Genomic DNA, 18,570 nt, shown 5'->3' on the forward strand with positions numbered 1-18,570 from the left:
TCATGCTATGGTGCGTTCACCTTAACATACTGAATCCGTTTACCGTGTGCTGGTTTCTCTATCTTGTCCGAACCGCTGATAACGCTCTCTACACCGGGATCACCACCGATGTGGCACGGCGTTTTTTACAGCACCAAACGGGGAAAGGGGCGAAGGCGCTGCGGGGAAAAGGGGAATTGCAGCTGGCATTTTCAGCCGCCGTGGGCGACAGATCGCTGGCGCTCAGGCTGGAATACCGAATTAAGCAGCTGACGAAGCGCCAGAAAGAACGCCTCGTGACCGGAGACGGCTCCTTTGAGGCGCTACGCGAGAGCCTGATTAAAAGCGATTGAAATGGTCGTGGTACTCTACCAGGCCATTTACGCCGTTGAGCGCGTCGTCCGCCAGACGATGTACCTGGAAGGCGGATTCCGTCCCCGGCCAGCGGCAGCGGAGATCGTAATGTGCGGCCTGCTCAAAGCCTAAACGGCCATAGAACGCCGGATCGCCCAGCGTCACAACGGCCGCATAACCGAACTCATTGAGCGAATCCAGTCCTTCATAGACCATCTGGCGCGCCAGACCCTGCCCGCGATAGCCTTCATCCACCGCCAGCGGCGCCATTCCTACCCACTGGAGCTCTTCGCCCTGAACGATGACCGGACTGAAGGCAACATAGCCCACCACCTGACCTTCGTCATCGGTGGCAACCAGCCCCAGCGTAATCAGGCCGTCTTCGCGAAGATCGTGGACCAGTTGAGCTTCGGCATCGCTCTCAAAGGCGCGGCGCAGCAGCGCATCGATCCCCGGCGCATCAATCCCAATTTCGACTCGAATCAGCATGGCTCACCTACTGAAGTGTGTTTACCGTCCGGCGGGGTTTTGAGCCCGGCCTCAACGAAATCTGCCATTTGCATTAACATCACGCGCAGCGCTTTCGGCATCTGCTCCAGCTCAATGGCATCCATTAAATTCTTAACGTACAGGCCAAGCTCCGTGTCGCCTTCAATCACCAGACGGCGCTGGAAGAAGAGCGTGTCCGGATCTTGCTTGCGCGCGGCGATCATTAACAGATCGCTGGCGCTGGCGCTAAAGCTCACATCCGCGTCGGCGGATTCGCGTACGATCAGCTGGTCATTCTCAACAGAGGTAAACCAGCGCAGCCCGATATCGCGCACCTCAATGCTTAACCAGCGGCCTTCCAGGAATTCCAGCTCGCCATCCTGCAGCGCCTGACGAAACTGCCAGCTCAGGACCTGCTCCAGCACCTGGCGTTTAAGCGCGAACGGCGCCAGCTTTACCGGCACGCTCAGCATTGATGGTCCAAATTGTACGAGACGTGAACGCAGTTTATCCAGCACGAGCTTTACTCCCTGATATCTATAGTCCTGCTATTTTGCCATATTCGAAGAACAACATAGCGGCGTAAATCAACAAACCATCCTCCGGCGTACCTCATTATTGGTGTCATCAATACGCCATTAGCTGCCTTAAATCAAAAATTGTCGCGTATGGGTTAATTAAAATCCCAGCTCGTTAACAATTTTGCGATCGACTACATCAGGATAAATTATGGAGCTGCTCTGCCCTGCCGGAAACCTTCCGGCGCTTAAGGCGGCCATCGAAAATGGGGCCGATGCGGTCTATATCGGGCTGAAGGATGATACCAACGCCCGCCATTTTGCTGGCCTCAACTTTACGGAGAAAAAGCTTCAGGAAGCCGTTAACTTCGTTCACCAGCACCGCCGCAAACTGCATATCGCCATCAATACCTTTGCCCATCCTGACGGCTACGCCCGCTGGCAGCGCGCGGTGGATATGGCAGCACAGCTGGGGGCCGATGCGCTGATCCTGGCCGATCTCGCCATGCTTGAGTATGCGGCAGAACGCTATCCCCATATTGAGCGCCACGTCTCTGTTCAGGCATCGGCCACCAACGAAGAGGCCGTACGTTTTTATCATCAACACTTTGACGTAGCCCGCGTGGTGCTGCCGCGCGTGCTCTCTATTCATCAGGTTAAGCAACTCGCGCGCGTCACGCCAGTGCCGCTGGAAGTTTTCGCCTTCGGCAGCCTGTGCATCATGGCCGAAGGCCGGTGCTACCTCTCGTCTTATTTAACCGGGGAATCGCCTAATACCGTCGGAGCCTGCTCCCCTGCCCGCTTTGTCCGCTGGCAGCAAACGCCGCAGGGGCTGGAATCTCGCCTGAATGAGGTGCTGATCGACCGCTATCAGGACGGTGAAAACGCTGGTTACCCAACCCTGTGTAAAGGCCGCTATCTGGTCGATGGTGAGCGCTACCACGCGCTGGAAGAGCCCACCAGCCTCAACACGCTGGAGCTGCTGCCGGAACTGCTGGCGGCCAATATTGCCTCGGTGAAGATCGAAGGTCGCCAGCGCAGCCCGGCCTACGTGAGCCAGGTAGCGAAAGTCTGGCGTCAGGCCATTGACCGCTGCATGGCGGATCCGCAGAACTACGCCCCGCAGCCGGCGTGGATGGAGACGCTTGGGTCGATGTCCGAAGGCACGCAAACCACGCTGGGCGCGTATCACCGTAAATGGCAGTGAGAAAATCATGAAATATTCATTAGGACCGGTGCTCTACTACTGGCCAAAAGAGACGCTGGAAGATTTTTACCAACAGGCCGCCACTAGCAGCGCCGATGTGATTTACCTGGGCGAAGCGGTGTGCAGCAAACGCCGGGCGACCAAAGTGGGCGACTGGCTGGACATGGCGAAAACCCTCGCCGGAAGCGGCAAGCAGGTGGTGCTTTCGACGCTCGCGCTGGTTCAGGCCTCTTCTGAACTAGGCGAGCTAAAACGCTACGTGGAGAACGGCGAGTTCCTGTTGGAAGCGAGCGATCTGGGCGTGGTAAACATGTGCGCCGAACGCAAGCTGCCGTTCGTCGCGGGCCACGCGTTGAACTGCTACAACGCCGTGACCCTGCGCCTGCTGCTCAAGCAGGGAATGACGCGCTGGTGCATGCCGGTGGAACTCTCCCGCGACTGGCTGGCAAACCTGCTCACGCAGTGTGAAGAGCTGGGCATTCGCAATAAGTTTGAAGTGGAGGTGCTGAGCTACGGACATCTGCCGCTGGCTTACTCCGCCCGCTGCTTTACCGCGCGCTCGGAAGACCGCCCGAAAGACGAGTGCGAAACCTGCTGCATCAAGTACCCGAACGGTCGCAGCATGCTGTCGCAGGAAAACCAGCAGGTGTTTGTCCTCAACGGCATTCAGACCATGAGCGGCTATGTCTATAACCTCGGCAACGAGCTGGCGTCGATGGACGGGCTGGTGGATATGGTGCGTTTGTCGCCGCTGGATACCGGCGTGTTCGCGATGCTGGACGCCTTCCGCGCCAATGAAAACGGCACCGCTCCGCTGCCGCTGACGGCAAACAGCGACTGCAACGGTTACTGGAAACGTCTCGCTGGGCTGGAACTTCAGGCGTAAAAAAGGCTCACTTTGTTAACAACGGTTATCATTTTTTAATGCAGTATTAAAGATTCACCGTCGACAAAGTGAGCTGTTATGACTGACAAAACCATTCCGTTTTCGGTGCTGGATCTGGCGCCGATCCCTCAGGGTTCCTCGGCTCGAGAAGCCTTTTCGCACTCTCTCGATCTCGCTCAGCTGGCCGAAAAGCGTGGCTATCACCGCTACTGGCTGGCCGAGCACCACAACATGGTGGGCATCGCCAGCGCCGCCACCTCGGTACTGATTGGCTATCTGGCAGCCAATACCACTACCCTGCACCTGGGCTCCGGCGGCGTAATGCTGCCAAACCACGCCCCGCTGGTGATCGCTGAGCAGTTTGGCACGCTGAATACGCTCTATCCGGGCCGCATAGATTTAGGGCTTGGTCGTGCGCCGGGCAGCGACCAGCCGACCATGCGCGCCCTGCGCCGCCATATGAGCGGCGATATCGACAACTTCCCGCGCGACGTGGCCGAGCTGGTGGACTGGTTCGACGCGCGCGATCCTAACCCGCACGTGCGCCCGGTCCCGGGTTACGGTGAGAAGATCCCGGTATGGCTGTTAGGCTCAAGTCTTTATAGCGCGCAGCTCGCCGCACAGCTAGGGCTGCCGTTTGCGTTTGCCTCGCACTTCGCACCGGATATGCTGCATCAGGCGTTGCATCTTTACCGCACGAACTTCAAACCGTCCGAGCGTCTGGAGAAACCGTACGCGATGGTGTGTATCAACATCATTGCCGCCGACAGCAATCGCGACGCGGAATTCCTGTTTACCTCCATGCAGCAGGCGTTTGTGAAGCTGCGTCGCGGTGAGACGGGCCAGCTGCCGCCGCCGGTGGAGAATATGCATCAGCTGTGGTCAGCCTCCGAGCAGTATGGCGTTCAGCAGGCGCTGAGCATGTCGCTGGTAGGTGATAAAGCGAAGGTGCGTCACGGGCTTGAAGCGGTGCTGCGGGAGACGCAGGCCGATGAGATTATGGTTAACGGCCAGATTTTCGATCACCAGGCGCGTTTGCACTCGTTTGAGCTGGCGATGCAGGTGAAAGAGGAGCTGGTGGGGTAGTTTTTTTGCCGGATGGCGGCTTCGCCTTATCCGGCCTACGGTTTTCTCCCTCTCCCTTCGGGAGAGGGGCGGGGTGAGGGGATCAGGCCGCACGGTTTAATGGTAAACAGGCAGCAGGTTAAAACTCGACAGCACGTGGACCAGGGCGTTACCCACACCAAACACCAGAATCAGTGCTATCATCGGCTTGCCGCCCCAGACGCGGAATTTAGGGCTGCCGAAGCGTTTACGTGATTTACGTGCCAGCAGCGCCGGCACAATTGCCGCCCAGATGGTGGCCGCCAGTCCGGCATAGCCGATAGCGTACAGGAAACCGTTTGGCCACAGCAGGCCACCCACAATCGGTGGCAGGAAGGTCAGCAGCGCGGTTTTAAAGCGCCCCATTGCCGAATCATCAAAGCCAAACAGATCGGCCAGGTAGTCAAACAGACCCAGCGTCACGCCGAGGAAAGAGCTCGCCACCGCAAAGTTGGAGAACACAACCAGCAGCAGATCCAGGCTACGGCTGTTCAACACGCCGCTCAGCGCCTGCACCAGCACATCGATATTACCGCCCTTCTGCGCAATGCCGATAAATTCCGGGCGCGGGATGTTGCCCATTGTCCCCAGCAGCCAAATCACGTACAGCCCCAGCGCCAGCAGCGTACCGTAGACCAGGCACTTCACGATGGTACGCGGATCCTTGCCGTAGTACTTCATCAGACTCGGCACATTACCGTGGTAACCAAACGACGCCAGACAGAACGGCAGCGTCATCAGCAGATACGGCGTGTAGGAGGTGTTCACTTCGGCGACGTTAAACAGCGTTGCCGGCGTCACGTGCCCCAGCAGGCTGCCGAAGGTCAGGAAGAAGGTGATGACCTTAGCGCCCAGTACGATGGCCGTCATCCGGCTCACCGCTTTGGTACTCATCCAGACGATAAACGCCACGCCCAGCGCAAAGCACAATCCCGCCAGACGCGCCGGAACGTTCAGCGACATCTCCGAGAAGGTGTGATGCAGAATCGAGCCGCTCGCTGAAATATACGCGTACGTCAGGATATAGAGCGCAAACGCGATGGAGAGGCCGTTGACCAGGTTCCAGCCTTTGCCCAGCAGATCTTTGGTGATGGTGTCGAAGCTGGAGCCAATGCGGTAGTTCAGGTTGGCTTCGAGGATCATCAGCCCTGAGTGGAGCATGCAGAACCAGGTAAAGACCAGCGCGGCCAGCGACCAGAAGAACCACGCACCGGACATAACCACGGGCAGGGAGAACATCCCGGCACCAATTATGGTTCCGCCGATGATCACCACGCCGCCAAGCAGCGAAGGTGACGTTTGGGTGGTGGTTAGTGTCGCCATACAGCCTTATCTCCAGTCAAAAATGTGGTTCTGTATTTTAATGTGACGCAATGTACCAGTACAAGAGTACAAAAGGAATAAAAAAAGCCCCGATAGCGTGTATCGGGGCTGTATATTTTACTTTACGTCAGTTGCGTAAGGCTTACGCATCACGGCGACGGCTGGTGCCTTCTTCACGGCGCGGGCCACGACTTTCGCGGCGCTCGCCGGAGAAACGACGACCTTCACCACCGCGGCCTTCGCTGCGACCGCCTTCACGACGTTCGCCACCGAAGCTGCGACCACCGCCACGACGTTCACCACCGCGGTCAGGACGTGGCTGTGCATCGCCCATCAGCTGCATGTTCATCGGCTTGTTCAGGATGCGGGTACGCGTAAAGTGCTGCAGTACTTCACCCGGCATGCCTTTTGGCAGTTCGATGGTGGAGTGGGATGCGAACAGCTTGATGTTACCAATGTAACGGCTGCTGATGTCGCCTTCGTTAGCGATCGCGCCAACGATGTGACGAACTTCAACACCATCATCACGGCCCACTTCAATGCGGTACAGCTCCATGTCACCCGCGTCACGGCGTTCGCGACGTGGACGGTCTTCACCACCACGCTCTGGACGGTCACCACGTGGGCCACGGTCATTACGGTCGCCACGACGTTCGAAGCGATCGTCACGGTCACGGAATTCACGCTTAGGACGCATTGGTGCATCTGGTGGTACGATCAGGCTACGTTCGCCCTGAGCCATTTTCAGCAGTGCTGCAGCCAGGGTTTCCATGTCCAGCTCTTCGCCTTCAGCGGTAGGCTGAATCTGCGACAGCAGTGCACGGTACTGATCCAGATCGCTGCTTTCCAGCTGCTGCTGTACTTTCGCGGCGAATTTTTCCAGACGGCGTTTGCCCAGCAGATCTGCGTTTGGCAGGTCAGCTTCTGGAATGGTCAGCTTCATGGTGCGTTCGATGTTACGCAGCAGACGACGCTCGCGGTTCTCAACGAACAGCAGCGCACGGCCAGCACGACCCGCACGACCGGTACGACCGATACGGTGAACGTAAGACTCTGAATCCATCGGGATGTCGTAGTTAACAACCAGGCTGATACGCTCAACGTCCAGGCCACGTGCTGCCACGTCGGTTGCAATCAGGATATCCAGACGACCGTCTTTCAGACGCTCCAGAGTCTGCTCACGCAGGGCCTGGTTCATGTCGCCGTTCAGCGCTGCGCTGTTGTAACCGCTGCGCTCCAGCGCTTCAGCCACTTCCAGGGTCGCGTTTTTGGTACGAACGAAGATAATCGCCGCATCAAAATCTTCCGCTTCCAGGAAACGTACCAGCGCTTCGTTTTTACGCATGCCGTACACAGACCAGTAGCTCTGGCTGATGTCCGGGCGAGTGGTCACGCTTGACTGAATGCGCACTTCCTGCGGCTCTTTCATGAAGCGGCGGGTAATGCGACGGATAGCTTCTGGCATGGTTGCAGAGAACAGCGCGGTCTGATGACCGTCCGGGATCTGCGCCATGATGGTTTCAACGTCTTCGATGAAGCCCATACGCAGCATTTCGTCTGCTTCATCCAGCACCAGACCGCTCAGTTTAGAGAGATCCAGCGTACCGCGCTTCAGGTGATCCAGCAGACGGCCCGGCGTACCGACAACAATCTGTGGGCCCTGACGCAGGGCGCGTAACTGCACGTCATAACGCTGGCCGCCGTACAGGGCTACCACGTTTACGCCGCGCATATGTTTAGAGAATTCCGTCATGGCTTCTGCAACCTGAACAGCCAGTTCACGGGTTGGAGCCAGGACGAGGATCTGCGGTGCACGCAGGTCCGGATCAATGTTGTTCAGCAGCGGCAACGAGAATGCTGCAGTTTTACCGCTACCAGTCTGGGCCATGCCCAGCACGTCACGACCAGAAAGCAGGTGTGGGATACACTCAGCCTGGATCGGAGATGGTTTTTCGTAACCCAGATCGGTAAGGGCTTCAAGGATAGGAGCCTTCAGGCCCAGATCTGCAAAAGTGGTTTCGAATTCAGCCATGTAGTACAAGTGCCTCGATATTAATGGCGGCCAGTCTACTTAGCTCATCGTGAAAATGATTAGCAATTTTCATTGAAAAGTGTGAACCGGCTCAAAGTAGGTGTATTGACGAACAACAACGCCCTCACCAGTTAAGGTGATGGCAATCAAAAGATTACGGGCTGATGTTTATGTCGTCAGCTATTGCTGGTCCGATTCTGCCAGGTCGTCTTGCTCCTGGCCCAAGAGCGATAATTCCAACAATGCATAACGGTGCTCAACGAAGTTGTGTACGTTGTTAGCAACCGCTAATTTGAACAGTGCCGTAGCGCTGTCCATATCCCCCAGACTTAGGTAGTACTTACCTAAATAGAAGTTGGTTTCACTGAGATGCTCAGCGAGCGAGGTGTTATCCGTTGCGTCCGCCTTGAGGCGTTCCATCAGCGTTGCTTCGCTAATGTTGCCCAGGTAGAACTCGACAATGTTCCATCCCCACTGTTCCTTGTCCGATTTATCGAAGCGCTGTTTCAGTGCCTCTTTTGCCTGCTTCTCATCAAGCTTCTGCTCAACGATGTAAAGCCACAGGCTACGGAAAGGATCATTAGGATCGTCTTGATAAAACGCCAGCAGATCATCTTGCGCTAACTTATCACGACCGCCGTAATACAATGCGATACCGCGATTCAAGTGCGCGTAGTTGTAAGTTGGATCAAGCTCAAGTACAGAATCAAACGCTTCATAGGCAGCATCAAAATTGCCTGCCTGCGTTAAATAAATGCCTAAGTAATTGAATACTTCAGGCATATCAGGTCGGATAGCCAGCGCTTGTGAAAAATCATTTCGCGCTAATGCCCTCAGACCGAGACTATCATACAACACTCCGCGCTCATATAAAAGCTGTGCGCGTTCGTCATCGGTTAAAGCCCGACTGGCAAGTATTTGTTCCATGCGTGCCAGGATCACTTCCTGCTGCAAAGTCGGTTGCAATGGCACTGCGAGGACTTCGCTCTTACGCCAGGCAGAGTTGCTGCATCCTGCCAGCGTTAAAGCTGTCGCAACGAAACACCAGCGCAAAAAAGGCTTCATTTCCCACTCCCGAAGACAACAATTGGATGAACGTCCTGTCCCCCGGCGGCTTAACAAGGCGTCCTGCCTGATAATAGGCCCTCCGCAAAGCGGAGGGCAAATTGCAACTTATTCGCCTTGCTGTTCTGCGGCCTGTGCTTCTGGCGCAGCAGCTGGCTGAGACTGCTCGGTTGCTTCTTTAATGCTCAGACGGATGCGGCCCTGGCGATCAACTTCCAGAACTTTAACCGGTACTTCCTGACCCATCTGCAGGTAATCAGTCACTTTCTCAACGCGCTTATCAGCGATCTGAGAGATGTGAACCAGACCTTCTTTACCGCCACCGATGGCAACGAACGCGCCAAAGTCAACGATACGGGTCACTTTACCTGCGTAGACGCGGCCCACTTCGATTTCTGCCGTGATTTCTTCGATGCGACGAATCGCGAATTTCGCTTTCTCGCCGTCGGTTGCTGCGATTTTCACAGTACCGTCATCTTCGATTTCGATAGTGGTGCCAGTCTCTTCGGTCAGCGCACGGATGACGGAACCGCCCTTACCGATAACATCTTTGATCTTGTCTGGATTGATCTTGATGGTGTGGATACGCGGTGCGAACTGGGAAATGTCGCCGCGTGGCGCGTTAATCGCCTGTTCCATCACGCCCAGGATGTGCAGACGCGCACCTTTAGCCTGGTTCAGAGCAACCTGCATGATCTCTTTGGTGATACCTTCAATTTTGATATCCATCTGCAGAGCAGAGATACCGTCGCGGGAACCCGCCACTTTGAAGTCCATATCGCCCAGGTGGTCTTCGTCGCCCAGAATGTCAGACAGAACAACATAGTTGTCGCCTTCTTTCACCAGGCCCATTGCGATACCCGCAACGGCGGCTTTGATCGGCACGCCTGCATCCATCAGCGCCAGAGATGCGCCACACACGGAAGCCATGGAAGAAGAACCGTTGGATTCGGTGATTTCAGAAACCACACGAACGGTGTACGGGAATTTATCCGCTTCTGGCATCACTGCCAGCACGCCGCGCTTCGCCAGACGACCGTGACCAATTTCACGACGCTTAGGCGAACCTACCATACCGGTTTCACCCACGGAGTACGGAGGGAAGTTATAGTGGAACAGGAAGCTGTCGGTACGCTCGCCCCATCAGTTCGTCGATGTTCTGTGCATCACGCGCGGTACCCAGCGTTGCGGTAACCAGCGCCTGCGTTTCGCCACGGGTGAACAGTGCAGAACCGTGAGTACGTGGCAGTACGCCAGTACGCACATCCAGACCACGGATCATGTCTTTTTCGCGGCCATCGATACGCGGCTCGCCTGCCAGAACGCGGCTACGAACAACGTTTTTCTCGATTGCGTGCAGAATTTCGCTCAGCTCGTTAGCATCCAGCGCTTCGTCTTCAGCAACCAGCGTCGCGATAGTTTCAGACTTGATCACGTCAACCTGAGCATAACGCTCCTGTTTGTCAGTGATACGGTATGCATCGCTCAGGCGAGATTCTGCCAGTGCAGCAACGCGTGCGTTCAGCGCGTCGTTTACCGCTTCTGGCTGCCAGTCCCAACGTGGTTTACCGGCTTCTTTCACCAGGTCGTTGATGTTCTGGATAACAACCTGCTGCTGATCGTGGCCAAAGACCACTGCGCCCAGCATCTGGTCTTCGCTCAGCAGTTCAGCTTCGGATTCAACCATCAGCACAGCGGCTTCAGTACCCGCAACAACCAGATCCAGCTTACTTTCTTTCAGCTCTTCCTGGGTTGGGTTCAGCACATACTGGTCGTTGATGTAACCAACGCGCGCGGCACCGATTGGGCCATTGAATGGAATACCAGACAGTGACAGGGCAGCGGATGCACCGATCATCGCCACGATGTCCGGGTTAACCTGTGGGTTAACGGAAACAACGGTCGCAATAACCTGCACTTCGTTAACGAAGCCTTCCGGGAACAGCGGACGAACCGGGCGGTCAATCAGACGCGCGATCAGGGTTTCGCCTTCGCTTGGACGGCCTTCACGACGGAAGAAACCACCCGGGATTTTACCGGCAGCGTAGGTACGCTCCTGGTAGTTAACGGTCAGTGGGAAGAAGTCCTGACCAGGTTTAGCTTTTTTCTGGCCAACTACGGTAACGAATACCGCGGTGTCATCCATGCTTACCATAACGGCAGCAGTAGCCTGACGTGCCATCATGCCGGTTTCCAGCGTGACGGTATGTTGACCATACTGGAATTTACGAACGATCGGATTCAGCAAAGTTCTGTCCTTTCTTAAATGTTTGACAGCACACCACCGGTGTGCTGTCGATTTAACCCGACCTTCTTCGCATCCTCGCGACTAATGACAACCAACACCCCCATGGGTGAAGCCTCTCATTAGCCGCGCGAACCTCTGCAATGAAGATCATTTATAGCAACAATACAATAGTTTCCAGTGAATTGCTGCCGTCTGGTTGAAAAAAGGGGCCATCAGGCCCCCTTTTCTGAAACTCGCAAGACTTAGCGACGCAGGCCCAGACGCTCGATCAGCGCGGTGTAGCGTGCAACATCTTTACGTTTCAGGTAGTCGAGCAGTTTACGACGCTGAGAAACCATACGCAGCAGACCACGACGGCTGTGGTGATCTTTTTTGTGCTCTGCAAAGTGACCCTGCAGGTGGTTAATCTGTGCAGTCAGCAGTGCAACCTGAACTTCGGTAGAACCGCTGTCGTTAGTACCACGACCAAACTCAGAAACGATTTTAGCTTTAGCTTCAACGCTTAGAGACATTTTCAAACTCCAAAGTATAAAGAATGTAAGGATGCCGATCTCTAATTCAGCAATCCAATGTACGCCCCGCAGATTGTTAAACAATTTACCAGGCGTTAAGCGGCGATATTCTACTCGTCTCCCCTGCTTATCGCAAGGTGAGCCGTTATCGCCGTCACGCTTCGACCGGATATTCGACGACCAGACGACGCGGCGCAACGCGCCCTTCGCCATCCATTTCGCCCATCCCGATGAACTTGCCTTCGTCACCCTCGGTAACGCGGACCAGCCCTTCCAGCGGCGCTTGCGCCGTACGAACCGGATTGCCGTTCTTAAAGTAAACGGACGATGTTAAAGGAAGATTAACGACCGGGAAGTCTGCTGCCGGACTGTCCATCGGCATCAGCAGCGGATCGAGCAAATCTGCCGATGCAATCCCCTGCGATTCCGCCTGTTCAACCAGCTCGCGCAGCTGTTCCAGGGTCACCATCCGCTCTACCGGGTACTTGCTCACCGCCAGTCGGCGCAGGTAAATCACATGCGCGCCGCAGCCCAGCTTTTCCCCGAGGTCGTCGATAATGGTGCGAATATACGTCCCTTTAGAACAGTGTACTTCCAGCTCCAGCTCGTCATCTTCGTGGCGAATAAAGAGCAGCTCATACACGGTTATCGGACGGGCTTCACGCGGGACGTCAATGCCCTGACGCGCATATTCGTAGAGTTTTTTTCCCTGATATTTCAGCGCCGAATACATCGACGGTACCTGCATCGTGTCCCCGCGGAAGCTCTCCAGCGCAGCATCAAGCTGTTCAGCGCTGAACGTCACCGGTCGCTCTTCCACCACCTGGCCATCCGCATCGGAGGTATCCGTGCGCTGGCCCAGTTTCGCGATGACGCGATAACGCTTATCGGAGTCGAGCAGGTACTGGGAAAACTTTGTTGCCTCTCCCAGACAGACCGGCAGCATACCGGTTGCCAGCGGATCGAGCGCGCCAGTGTGGCCCGCACGGTTGGCGTTATAAATACGCTTAACTTTTTGCAGCACGTCGTTGCTGGAAGCGCCCTGGGGTTTATCCAGCAGCAGCACACCATGCACGTCGCGACCACGACGACGAGGACGACTCATTAGTCCTCCTTGCTGTCGTCCGCCGGGTTAACACGACGCTCGTCGTCATGTTTAACCACGCTGGTCACCAGGTTGGACATGCGCATACCTTCGACCAGCGAGTTGTCGTAGAAGAAGGTCAGTTCAGGCACGATACGCAGGCGCATCGCTTTGCCGAGCAGAGAGCGGATGAAACCAGAAGCTTCCTGCAGCGCTTTAATGCCGTTTTTCACTGCGGCTTCGTCCTGATCGTTCAGGAAGGTGACGAACACTTTGGCATAGGCCAGATCACGGGACATTTCCACACCGGAAACGGTGGTCATCATGCCAACGCGTGGGTCTTTAATTTCACGTTGCAGAATGAGTGCGATCTCTTTCTGCATTTCCTGCGCTACGCGCTGTGGGCGACCAAATTCTTTCGCCATAATAAATTCTCCAGACAAAAAAGGGGCTAAAGCCCCTTTTTGAAATTATTGCCGGGTGGCGCTTCGCTTACCCGGCCTACGCTAGTTAATCTTCTAAGGATTTTGGGTTGCAACAAGGCGGCAAGCTCGTGAATCCCCGGGAGCATAGATAACTATGTGACCGGGGTGAACGAGCGCAGCCAACGCAGTGGCGGCCCAAAAGCCGACGAAGATTAAGCGATGGTACGCTGAATTTCGATGATCTCGAACACTTCGATCATATCGCCAACGCGAACGTCGTTGTAGTTCTTCACGCCGATACCACATTCCATGCCGTTACGAACTTCGTTAACGTCATCTTTGAAGCGGCGCAGAGATTCCAGCTCACCTTCGTAGATAACCACGTTGTCACGCAGGACGCGGATTGGGTTGTGACGTTTGATGGTACCTTCGGTAACCATACAGCCCGCGATCGCACCGAATTTCGGTGATTTGAACACGTCACGCACTTCAGCCAGACCGATGATCTGCTGTTTCAGCTCTGGCGACAGCATGCCGCTCATTGCTGCTTTCACTTCGTCAATCAGGTTATAGATGACGGAGTAGTAACGCAGATCCAGACTCTCAGCGTCGATAACTTTACGCGCAGAGGCGTCAGCACGAACGTTGAAGCCAACCAGGATCGCGTTGGATGCAGCAGCCAGGGTTGCGTCGGTTTCGGTGATACCACCTACGCCAGAACCGATGATCTTCACTTTCACTTCGTCGGTAGACAGTTTCAGCAAGGAGTCGGAGATCGCTTCCACAGAACCCTGAACGTCAGCTTTCAGAACAACGTTCACTTCGTGAACTTCGCCCTCGGTCATGTTCGCGAACATGTTCTCGAGTTTAGATTTCTGCTGACGAGCCAGTTTAACTTCACGGAATTTACCCTGACGATACAGTGCAACTTCACGCGCTTTCTTCTCGTCACGCACAACGGTCACTTCGTCACCGGCAGCCGGAACACCGGACAGACCCAGGATTTCAACTGGAATGGACGGACCCGCTTCCAGCACTTCCTGACCCAGTTCGTTACGCATCGCACGAACGCGGCCGTATTCGAAGCCACACAGAACGATGTCGCCCTTGTTCAGCGTACCTTCACGAACCAGAACAGTAGCAACCGGACCACGACCTTTATCCAGGAAGGATTCGATCACCGCGCCGCTCGCCATACCGTTACGAATCGCTTTCAGCTCCAGAACTTCAGCCTGCAGCAGGATAGCGTTCAGCAGGTCGTCAATACCGGTACCCGCTTTAGCAGATACTGGGATGAACTGCGCTTCACCGCCCCACTCTTCCGGCATAACGCCGTATTGGGACAGTTCGTTCTTCACGCGGTCCATATCGGCTTCTGGCTTATCGATTTTGTTGACTGCAACAACCAGAGGCACCTGCGCCGCTTTCGCGTGCTGAATAGCTTCGATGGTCTGCGGCATCACGCCGTCGTCTGCTGCAACAACCAGTACAACGATATCCGTAGCCTGAGCACCACGAGCACGCATTGAGGTAAACGCTGCGTGGCCTGGGGTATCCAGGAAGGTGATCATGCCGTTTTCTGTCTCAACGTGGTAAGCACCGATGTGCTGGGTAATACCACCCGCTTCACCAGAGGCAACCTTCGTCGAACGAATGTAGTCGAGCAGAGAGGTTTTACCGTGGTCAACGTGACCCATGATGGTCACAACCGGTGCACGCGGTTCAGCCGCAGCACCAGTGTCACGGTCGCTCATTACTGCTTCTTCCAGCTCGTTTTCACGACGCAGGATAACTTTGTGGCCCATCTCTTCAGCAACCAGCTGCGCGGTTTCCTGGTCGATGACCTGGTTGATGGTTGCCATGGCGCCCAGCTTCATCATCGCTTTGATGACCTGAGAGCCTTTTACGGCCATCTTGTTCGCCAGATCGCCAACGGTGATGGTTTCGCCAATCACAACGTCACGGTTAACGGCCTGAGCTGGCTTCTGGAAGCCCTGCTGCAGAGCGGAACCTTTACGCTTACCGCCTTTACCACCGCGAACGGCTGCGCGTGCTTCTTCACGATCAGCTTTGGATTCAGCGTGCTTATTGCCTTTTTTCGCAGGGCGCGCAGCTTTAGTACTGCGAGTACGACCGCGACCACCTTCAACTTCACGGTCGTTGTCATCTTCAGCCTGACGCGCGTGCTGAGAAGTGGTCACGTGATAATCGCTGGTATCTTCAGTCGGTTCAGCGGTATTCACACCATTCTTCTCGTTTTCTTCTGCCATACGGCGCGCTTCTTCAGCCACACGACGAGCTTCTTCTTCAAGCTTACGGCGGGCTTCTTCTTCCGCTTTACGCTTCAGCTCGGCAGCTTCATTTTCACGGCGGGCTTTTTCAGCCTGGGCGGTTTTTGTCATTTCGTCTGTCTGTTGATTGCTCACTTTGTCTTTTTCCGCAGCGTCACGCTTCGCTTTATCACTTGCGTCGCGTTTCGCTTTTTCTGCGGCCTCACGTTCAGCTTTTAATTCTGCTTCACGTTTGGCGGTTGCTTCCGCCTCACGCTGAGCTTGTTCTTCCGCTTCACGCTGTGCCTGCTCTTCCGCGGCAAGGCGTTCTGCCTCTTGCGGATCACGTTTTACAAAGGTGCGCGTCTTGCGGACTTCAATTTGTACCGATTTGCTTTTGCCACCGGTACCAGGGATGTTTAACGTGCTACGCGTTTTGCGCTGCAGCGTTAACTTGTCAGGCGTAGAACCGTGTTCGCGGTTCAGGTGCGTTAACAAGGTTTGTTTTTCTTGCGCGGTCACCGAGTCATCAGCGGACTTCGGGATCCCTGCATCAGCAAATTGCTGTACCAGGCGGTCCACGGAGGTCTGAATCTCAGCAGCCAGCGATTTTACAGTTACATCAGTCATGCTGTTCCTTCCTGCTACAGTTTATTACGCTTCGTCGCCGAACCAGCAAATATTACGTGCGGCCATGATGAGCTCGCCGGCTTTCTCGTCGGTTAAACCTTCGATATCAGCCAGGTCATCAACGCCTTGCTCAGCGAGATCTTCCAGCGTACAAACACCACGGGCAGCCAGCTTGAACGCAATCGCACGATCAAGACCTTCCAGATTCAGCAGGTCATCAGCCGGCTTCTTATCGCCAAGGCTTTCTTCCTGAGCCAGTGCCAGGGTGGTCAGTGCGTTTTTAGCGCGTTCACGCAGGGCTTCAACGGTTGGTTCATCCAGGCCGTCAATTTCCAGCAGCTCTTTCATTGGCACATAGGCCAGTTCTTCCAGCGTAGAGAAACCTTCTTCAACCAGAACAGTGGCGAAATCTTCGTCAATATCCAGGTATTTAGTGAAGGTATCGATCGCCGCATGGGCTTCAGCCTGATGCTTAGCCTGCAGGTCATCAACGGTCATGACGTTGAGTTCCCAGCCGCTCAGCTGCGATGCCAGGCGCACGTTCTGACCGTTACGGCCGATTGCCTGCGCCAGGTTGCCCGCTTCAACAGCGATATCCATGGTGTGTTTGTCTTCGTCAACAACGATAGACGCCACGTCAGCTGGAGCCATTGCGTTAATCACGAACTGCGCCGGGTTATCATCCCACAGAACGATATCAATACGTTCGCCGCCCAGTTCAGTGGAGACTGCCTGAACGCGCGCACCGCGCATACCGACGCAAGCACCGACCGGGTCGATACGCTTGTCGTTGGTTTTCACCGCAATTTTCGCACGGGAGCCCGGATCGCGAGCCGCCGCTTTAATCTCGATAACTTCTTCGCCGATTTCCGGTACTTCAATTCGGAACAGTTCTACCAGCATTTCTGGTTTAGAACGGGTCACGAACAGCTGCGCACCGCGCGCTTCTGGACGCACAGCGTACAGAACACCGCGGATACGGTCGCCTGGACGGAAGTTTTCACGCGGCAGCATATCTTCACGCAGGATGACGGCTTCAGCGTTACCCGGCAACCCTTCGGATTTGATCTCCAGGGAGATATTGTCGCGGTTAACCTTCTTCACCACGCCAGTGATGATCTCGCCTTCCTGATCGCGGAACTGATCGACAACCAGCGCGCGCTCGGCTTCGCGAACTTTCTGCACGATAACCTGTTTAGCGGTCTGGGTGGTGATACGGTCAAACGTAACAGATTCAATCTGATCTTCAACGTATTCACCCACGTTCAGACTTTCGTCTTCAAAACGTGCCGCTTCCAGCGTGATCTCTTTGGTCGGCTGGGTCACTTCTTCAACGATTACCCAACGACGGAATGTATCGAAGTCACCGCTTTTACGATCGATTTCTACGCGAACATCGATCTCTTGTTCGTATTTTTTCTTGGTTGCTGTAGCCAGTGCACTTTCCAGCGCTTCGAAAATCTTCTCACGCGGCAGTGATTTCTCGTTGGAGACGGCTTCAACAACAGCCAAAATTTCTTTGTTCATCGCGGGCTTTTCACCTCAATCCAGACTGTTAAAAGTGGGGAACCAGGTTCGCCTTCTGGATATTACTCAGCGCGAACACTTCATCTTTGCCGTCGACTGTCACCGTGATCATTTCACCATCAACGGCTTTGATAATTCCCTGCCATTTACGGCGGTTCTGTACGGCCATACGCAGAACGAGAGCCACTTCTTCACCGGTAAAGCGCACATAGTGCTCGGCCGTGAACATCGGGCGATCGAGGCCAGGTGAGGAAACTTCCAGGTTGTACGCAACGGTAATTGGGTCTTCAACATCAAGAACCGCACTCACCTGGTGGCTAACATCAGCACAATCATCAACATTGATGCCATCTTCACTATCAATATAGATGCGCAGCGTCGATGTACGGCCGCGAACGAATTCGATGCCGACCAGTTCGTAGCCCAGTGCTTCGACCGGTGCAGTAATCATCTCTGTTAATTTTTGCTCTAATGTGGACAAGCCCACCCCCAAGACATAAAAAAAGGGCGTAAAGCCCAGTTATTCTGTAGTCAGATAACAAAAAACCCCGATAAATCGGGGCTTTAGATAACTGAACCCTATAGCCACAACCGTGGCCTGGAGCACTCTCCGAAAGAATTTTTTCAAATCCAGCTACGAAGGCTCTAAGTCTTCACAGTATATTTGAAAAAGAACTTTATGGGAAAGTGGTTGCGGGGGCCGGATTTGAACCGACGACCTTCGGGTTATGAGCCCGACGAGCTACCAGGCTGCTCCACCCCGCGCCTGAAACGTGGCAAATTCTACGCGTTTTGGACAGAATTTGCAAATAATGCTGGGATTTGGTACCGAAGACGGGACGTAAAATCGGCGTTTAGTATATTGATAGTTGACCCCACCTGTCAAGGCGACTTCCGCCAGCTCAATCAGACCAAAA

The 18,570-nt window shown here is 55.0% G+C and carries 16 protein-coding genes, 1 tRNA gene and 1 pseudogene; 4 read left to right on the forward strand and 14 right to left on the reverse strand.

Annotated elements, in window-relative coordinates; genetic code table 11:
• Positions 1-2: 2 nt before the first annotated feature.
• Entirely contained in the window at positions 3-332 is a 330-nt protein-coding gene (locus M2433_RS17570; RefSeq protein WP_023309323.1) for a GIY-YIG nuclease family protein, read from the forward strand.
• On the opposite strand, the gene M2433_RS17575 is transcribed toward M2433_RS17570, so the two are convergent.
• Both M2433_RS17575 and ubiT read right to left on the reverse strand, forming a co-directional pair.
• Complete coding sequence (locus tag M2433_RS17575; RefSeq protein ID WP_429055824.1) at positions 319-822, reverse strand: GNAT family N-acetyltransferase; 504 nt, start codon at positions 820-822, stop codon at positions 319-321. The two genes, M2433_RS17570 and M2433_RS17575, sit on opposite strands and share 14 nt — an antisense overlap.
• Positions 816-1,340, reverse strand: coding sequence for a ubiquinone anaerobic biosynthesis accessory factor UbiT (gene ubiT, locus M2433_RS17580; RefSeq protein ID WP_429055822.1), 525 nt, complete (start codon positions 1,338-1,340; stop codon positions 816-818). The genes M2433_RS17575 and ubiT overlap by 7 nt, the downstream gene beginning before the upstream one ends.
• A 211-nt stretch (positions 1,341-1,551) precedes the next feature.
• Here ubiT and ubiU point away from each other — a divergent pair, with 211 nt between their 5' ends.
• The 3 genes from ubiU (at position 1,552) to M2433_RS17595 (ending at position 4,519) form a co-directional block, all read left to right on the forward strand.
• Positions 1,552-2,547 (forward strand): ubiquinone anaerobic biosynthesis protein UbiU, encoded by a 996-nt coding sequence (ubiU, locus tag M2433_RS17585; RefSeq protein WP_028017054.1) that lies wholly within the window; start codon positions 1,552-1,554, stop codon positions 2,545-2,547.
• A gap of 7 nt (positions 2,548-2,554) precedes the next feature.
• The gene (locus M2433_RS17590; RefSeq protein ID WP_429055820.1) at positions 2,555-3,433 is read left to right on the forward strand and encodes a U32 family peptidase; all 879 of its coding nucleotides are present in this window, start codon (positions 2,555-2,557) and stop codon (positions 3,431-3,433) included.
• A 78-nt stretch (positions 3,434-3,511) separates the two neighbouring features.
• Complete coding sequence (locus M2433_RS17595) at positions 3,512-4,519, forward strand: luciferase-like monooxygenase (protein WP_134347427.1); 1,008 nt, start codon at positions 3,512-3,514, stop codon at positions 4,517-4,519.
• A 96-nt stretch (positions 4,520-4,615) separates the two neighbouring features.
• On the opposite strand, the gene mtr is transcribed toward M2433_RS17595, so the two are convergent.
• The 12 genes and pseudogenes from mtr to M2433_RS17655 form a co-directional block, all read right to left on the reverse strand.
• On the reverse strand, positions 4,616-5,860 hold the full coding sequence (gene mtr / locus M2433_RS17600; RefSeq protein WP_429055818.1) for a tryptophan permease: 1,245 nt from the start codon (positions 5,858-5,860) through the stop codon (positions 4,616-4,618).
• A 142-nt stretch (positions 5,861-6,002) separates the two neighbouring features.
• Complete coding sequence (locus M2433_RS17605) at positions 6,003-7,892, reverse strand: DEAD/DEAH family ATP-dependent RNA helicase (RefSeq protein ID WP_429055816.1); 1,890 nt, start codon at positions 7,890-7,892, stop codon at positions 6,003-6,005.
• On the reverse strand, positions 7,885-7,965 hold the full coding sequence (gene yrbN / locus M2433_RS17610) for a protein YrbN (protein WP_097397692.1): 81 nt from the start codon (positions 7,963-7,965) through the stop codon (positions 7,885-7,887). Before yrbN ends, M2433_RS17605 begins: the two co-directional genes overlap by 8 nt.
• Before the next feature lie 107 nt (positions 7,966-8,072).
• A complete protein-coding gene (nlpI, locus tag M2433_RS17615) occupies positions 8,073-8,957 on the reverse strand; it encodes a lipoprotein NlpI (protein WP_017693920.1) in 885 nt (294 codons plus the stop codon).
• Between the two features lie 108 nt (positions 8,958-9,065).
• Positions 9,066-11,205, reverse strand: a pseudogene (gene pnp, locus M2433_RS17620) (polyribonucleotide nucleotidyltransferase).
• 242 nt (positions 11,206-11,447) lie between these two features.
• On the reverse strand, positions 11,448-11,717 hold the full coding sequence (gene rpsO / locus M2433_RS17625) for a 30S ribosomal protein S15 (protein ID WP_003861789.1): 270 nt from the start codon (positions 11,715-11,717) through the stop codon (positions 11,448-11,450).
• A gap of 154 nt (positions 11,718-11,871) precedes the next feature.
• Entirely contained in the window at positions 11,872-12,822 is a 951-nt protein-coding gene (gene truB / locus M2433_RS17630) for a tRNA pseudouridine(55) synthase TruB (protein ID WP_429055813.1), read from the reverse strand.
• Positions 12,822-13,226, reverse strand: a complete 405-nt coding sequence (gene rbfA, locus M2433_RS17635; protein WP_003024988.1) for a 30S ribosome-binding factor RbfA — start codon at positions 13,224-13,226, stop codon at positions 12,822-12,824. Before rbfA ends, truB begins: the two co-directional genes overlap by 1 nt.
• A gap of 212 nt (positions 13,227-13,438) precedes the next feature.
• On the reverse strand, positions 13,439-16,126 hold the full coding sequence (infB, locus tag M2433_RS17640; protein ID WP_429055812.1) for a translation initiation factor IF-2: 2,688 nt from the start codon (positions 16,124-16,126) through the stop codon (positions 13,439-13,441).
• Between the two features lie 24 nt (positions 16,127-16,150).
• Complete coding sequence (nusA, locus tag M2433_RS17645) at positions 16,151-17,653, reverse strand: transcription termination factor NusA (RefSeq protein WP_029739628.1); 1,503 nt, start codon at positions 17,651-17,653, stop codon at positions 16,151-16,153.
• Between the two features lie 28 nt (positions 17,654-17,681).
• Positions 17,682-18,134 (reverse strand): ribosome maturation factor RimP, encoded by a 453-nt coding sequence (gene rimP / locus M2433_RS17650; RefSeq protein ID WP_032639709.1) that lies wholly within the window; start codon positions 18,132-18,134, stop codon positions 17,682-17,684.
• Positions 18,135-18,341: 207 nt separating this feature from the next.
• Positions 18,342-18,418 (reverse strand) — tRNA-Met (locus tag M2433_RS17655).
• Positions 18,419-18,570: the final 152 nt, after the last annotated feature.

Source organism: Enterobacter sp. AC1, from assembly GCF_050434705.1.
Lineage (GTDB): Bacteria > Pseudomonadota > Gammaproteobacteria > Enterobacterales > Enterobacteriaceae > Enterobacter > Enterobacter cloacae_L.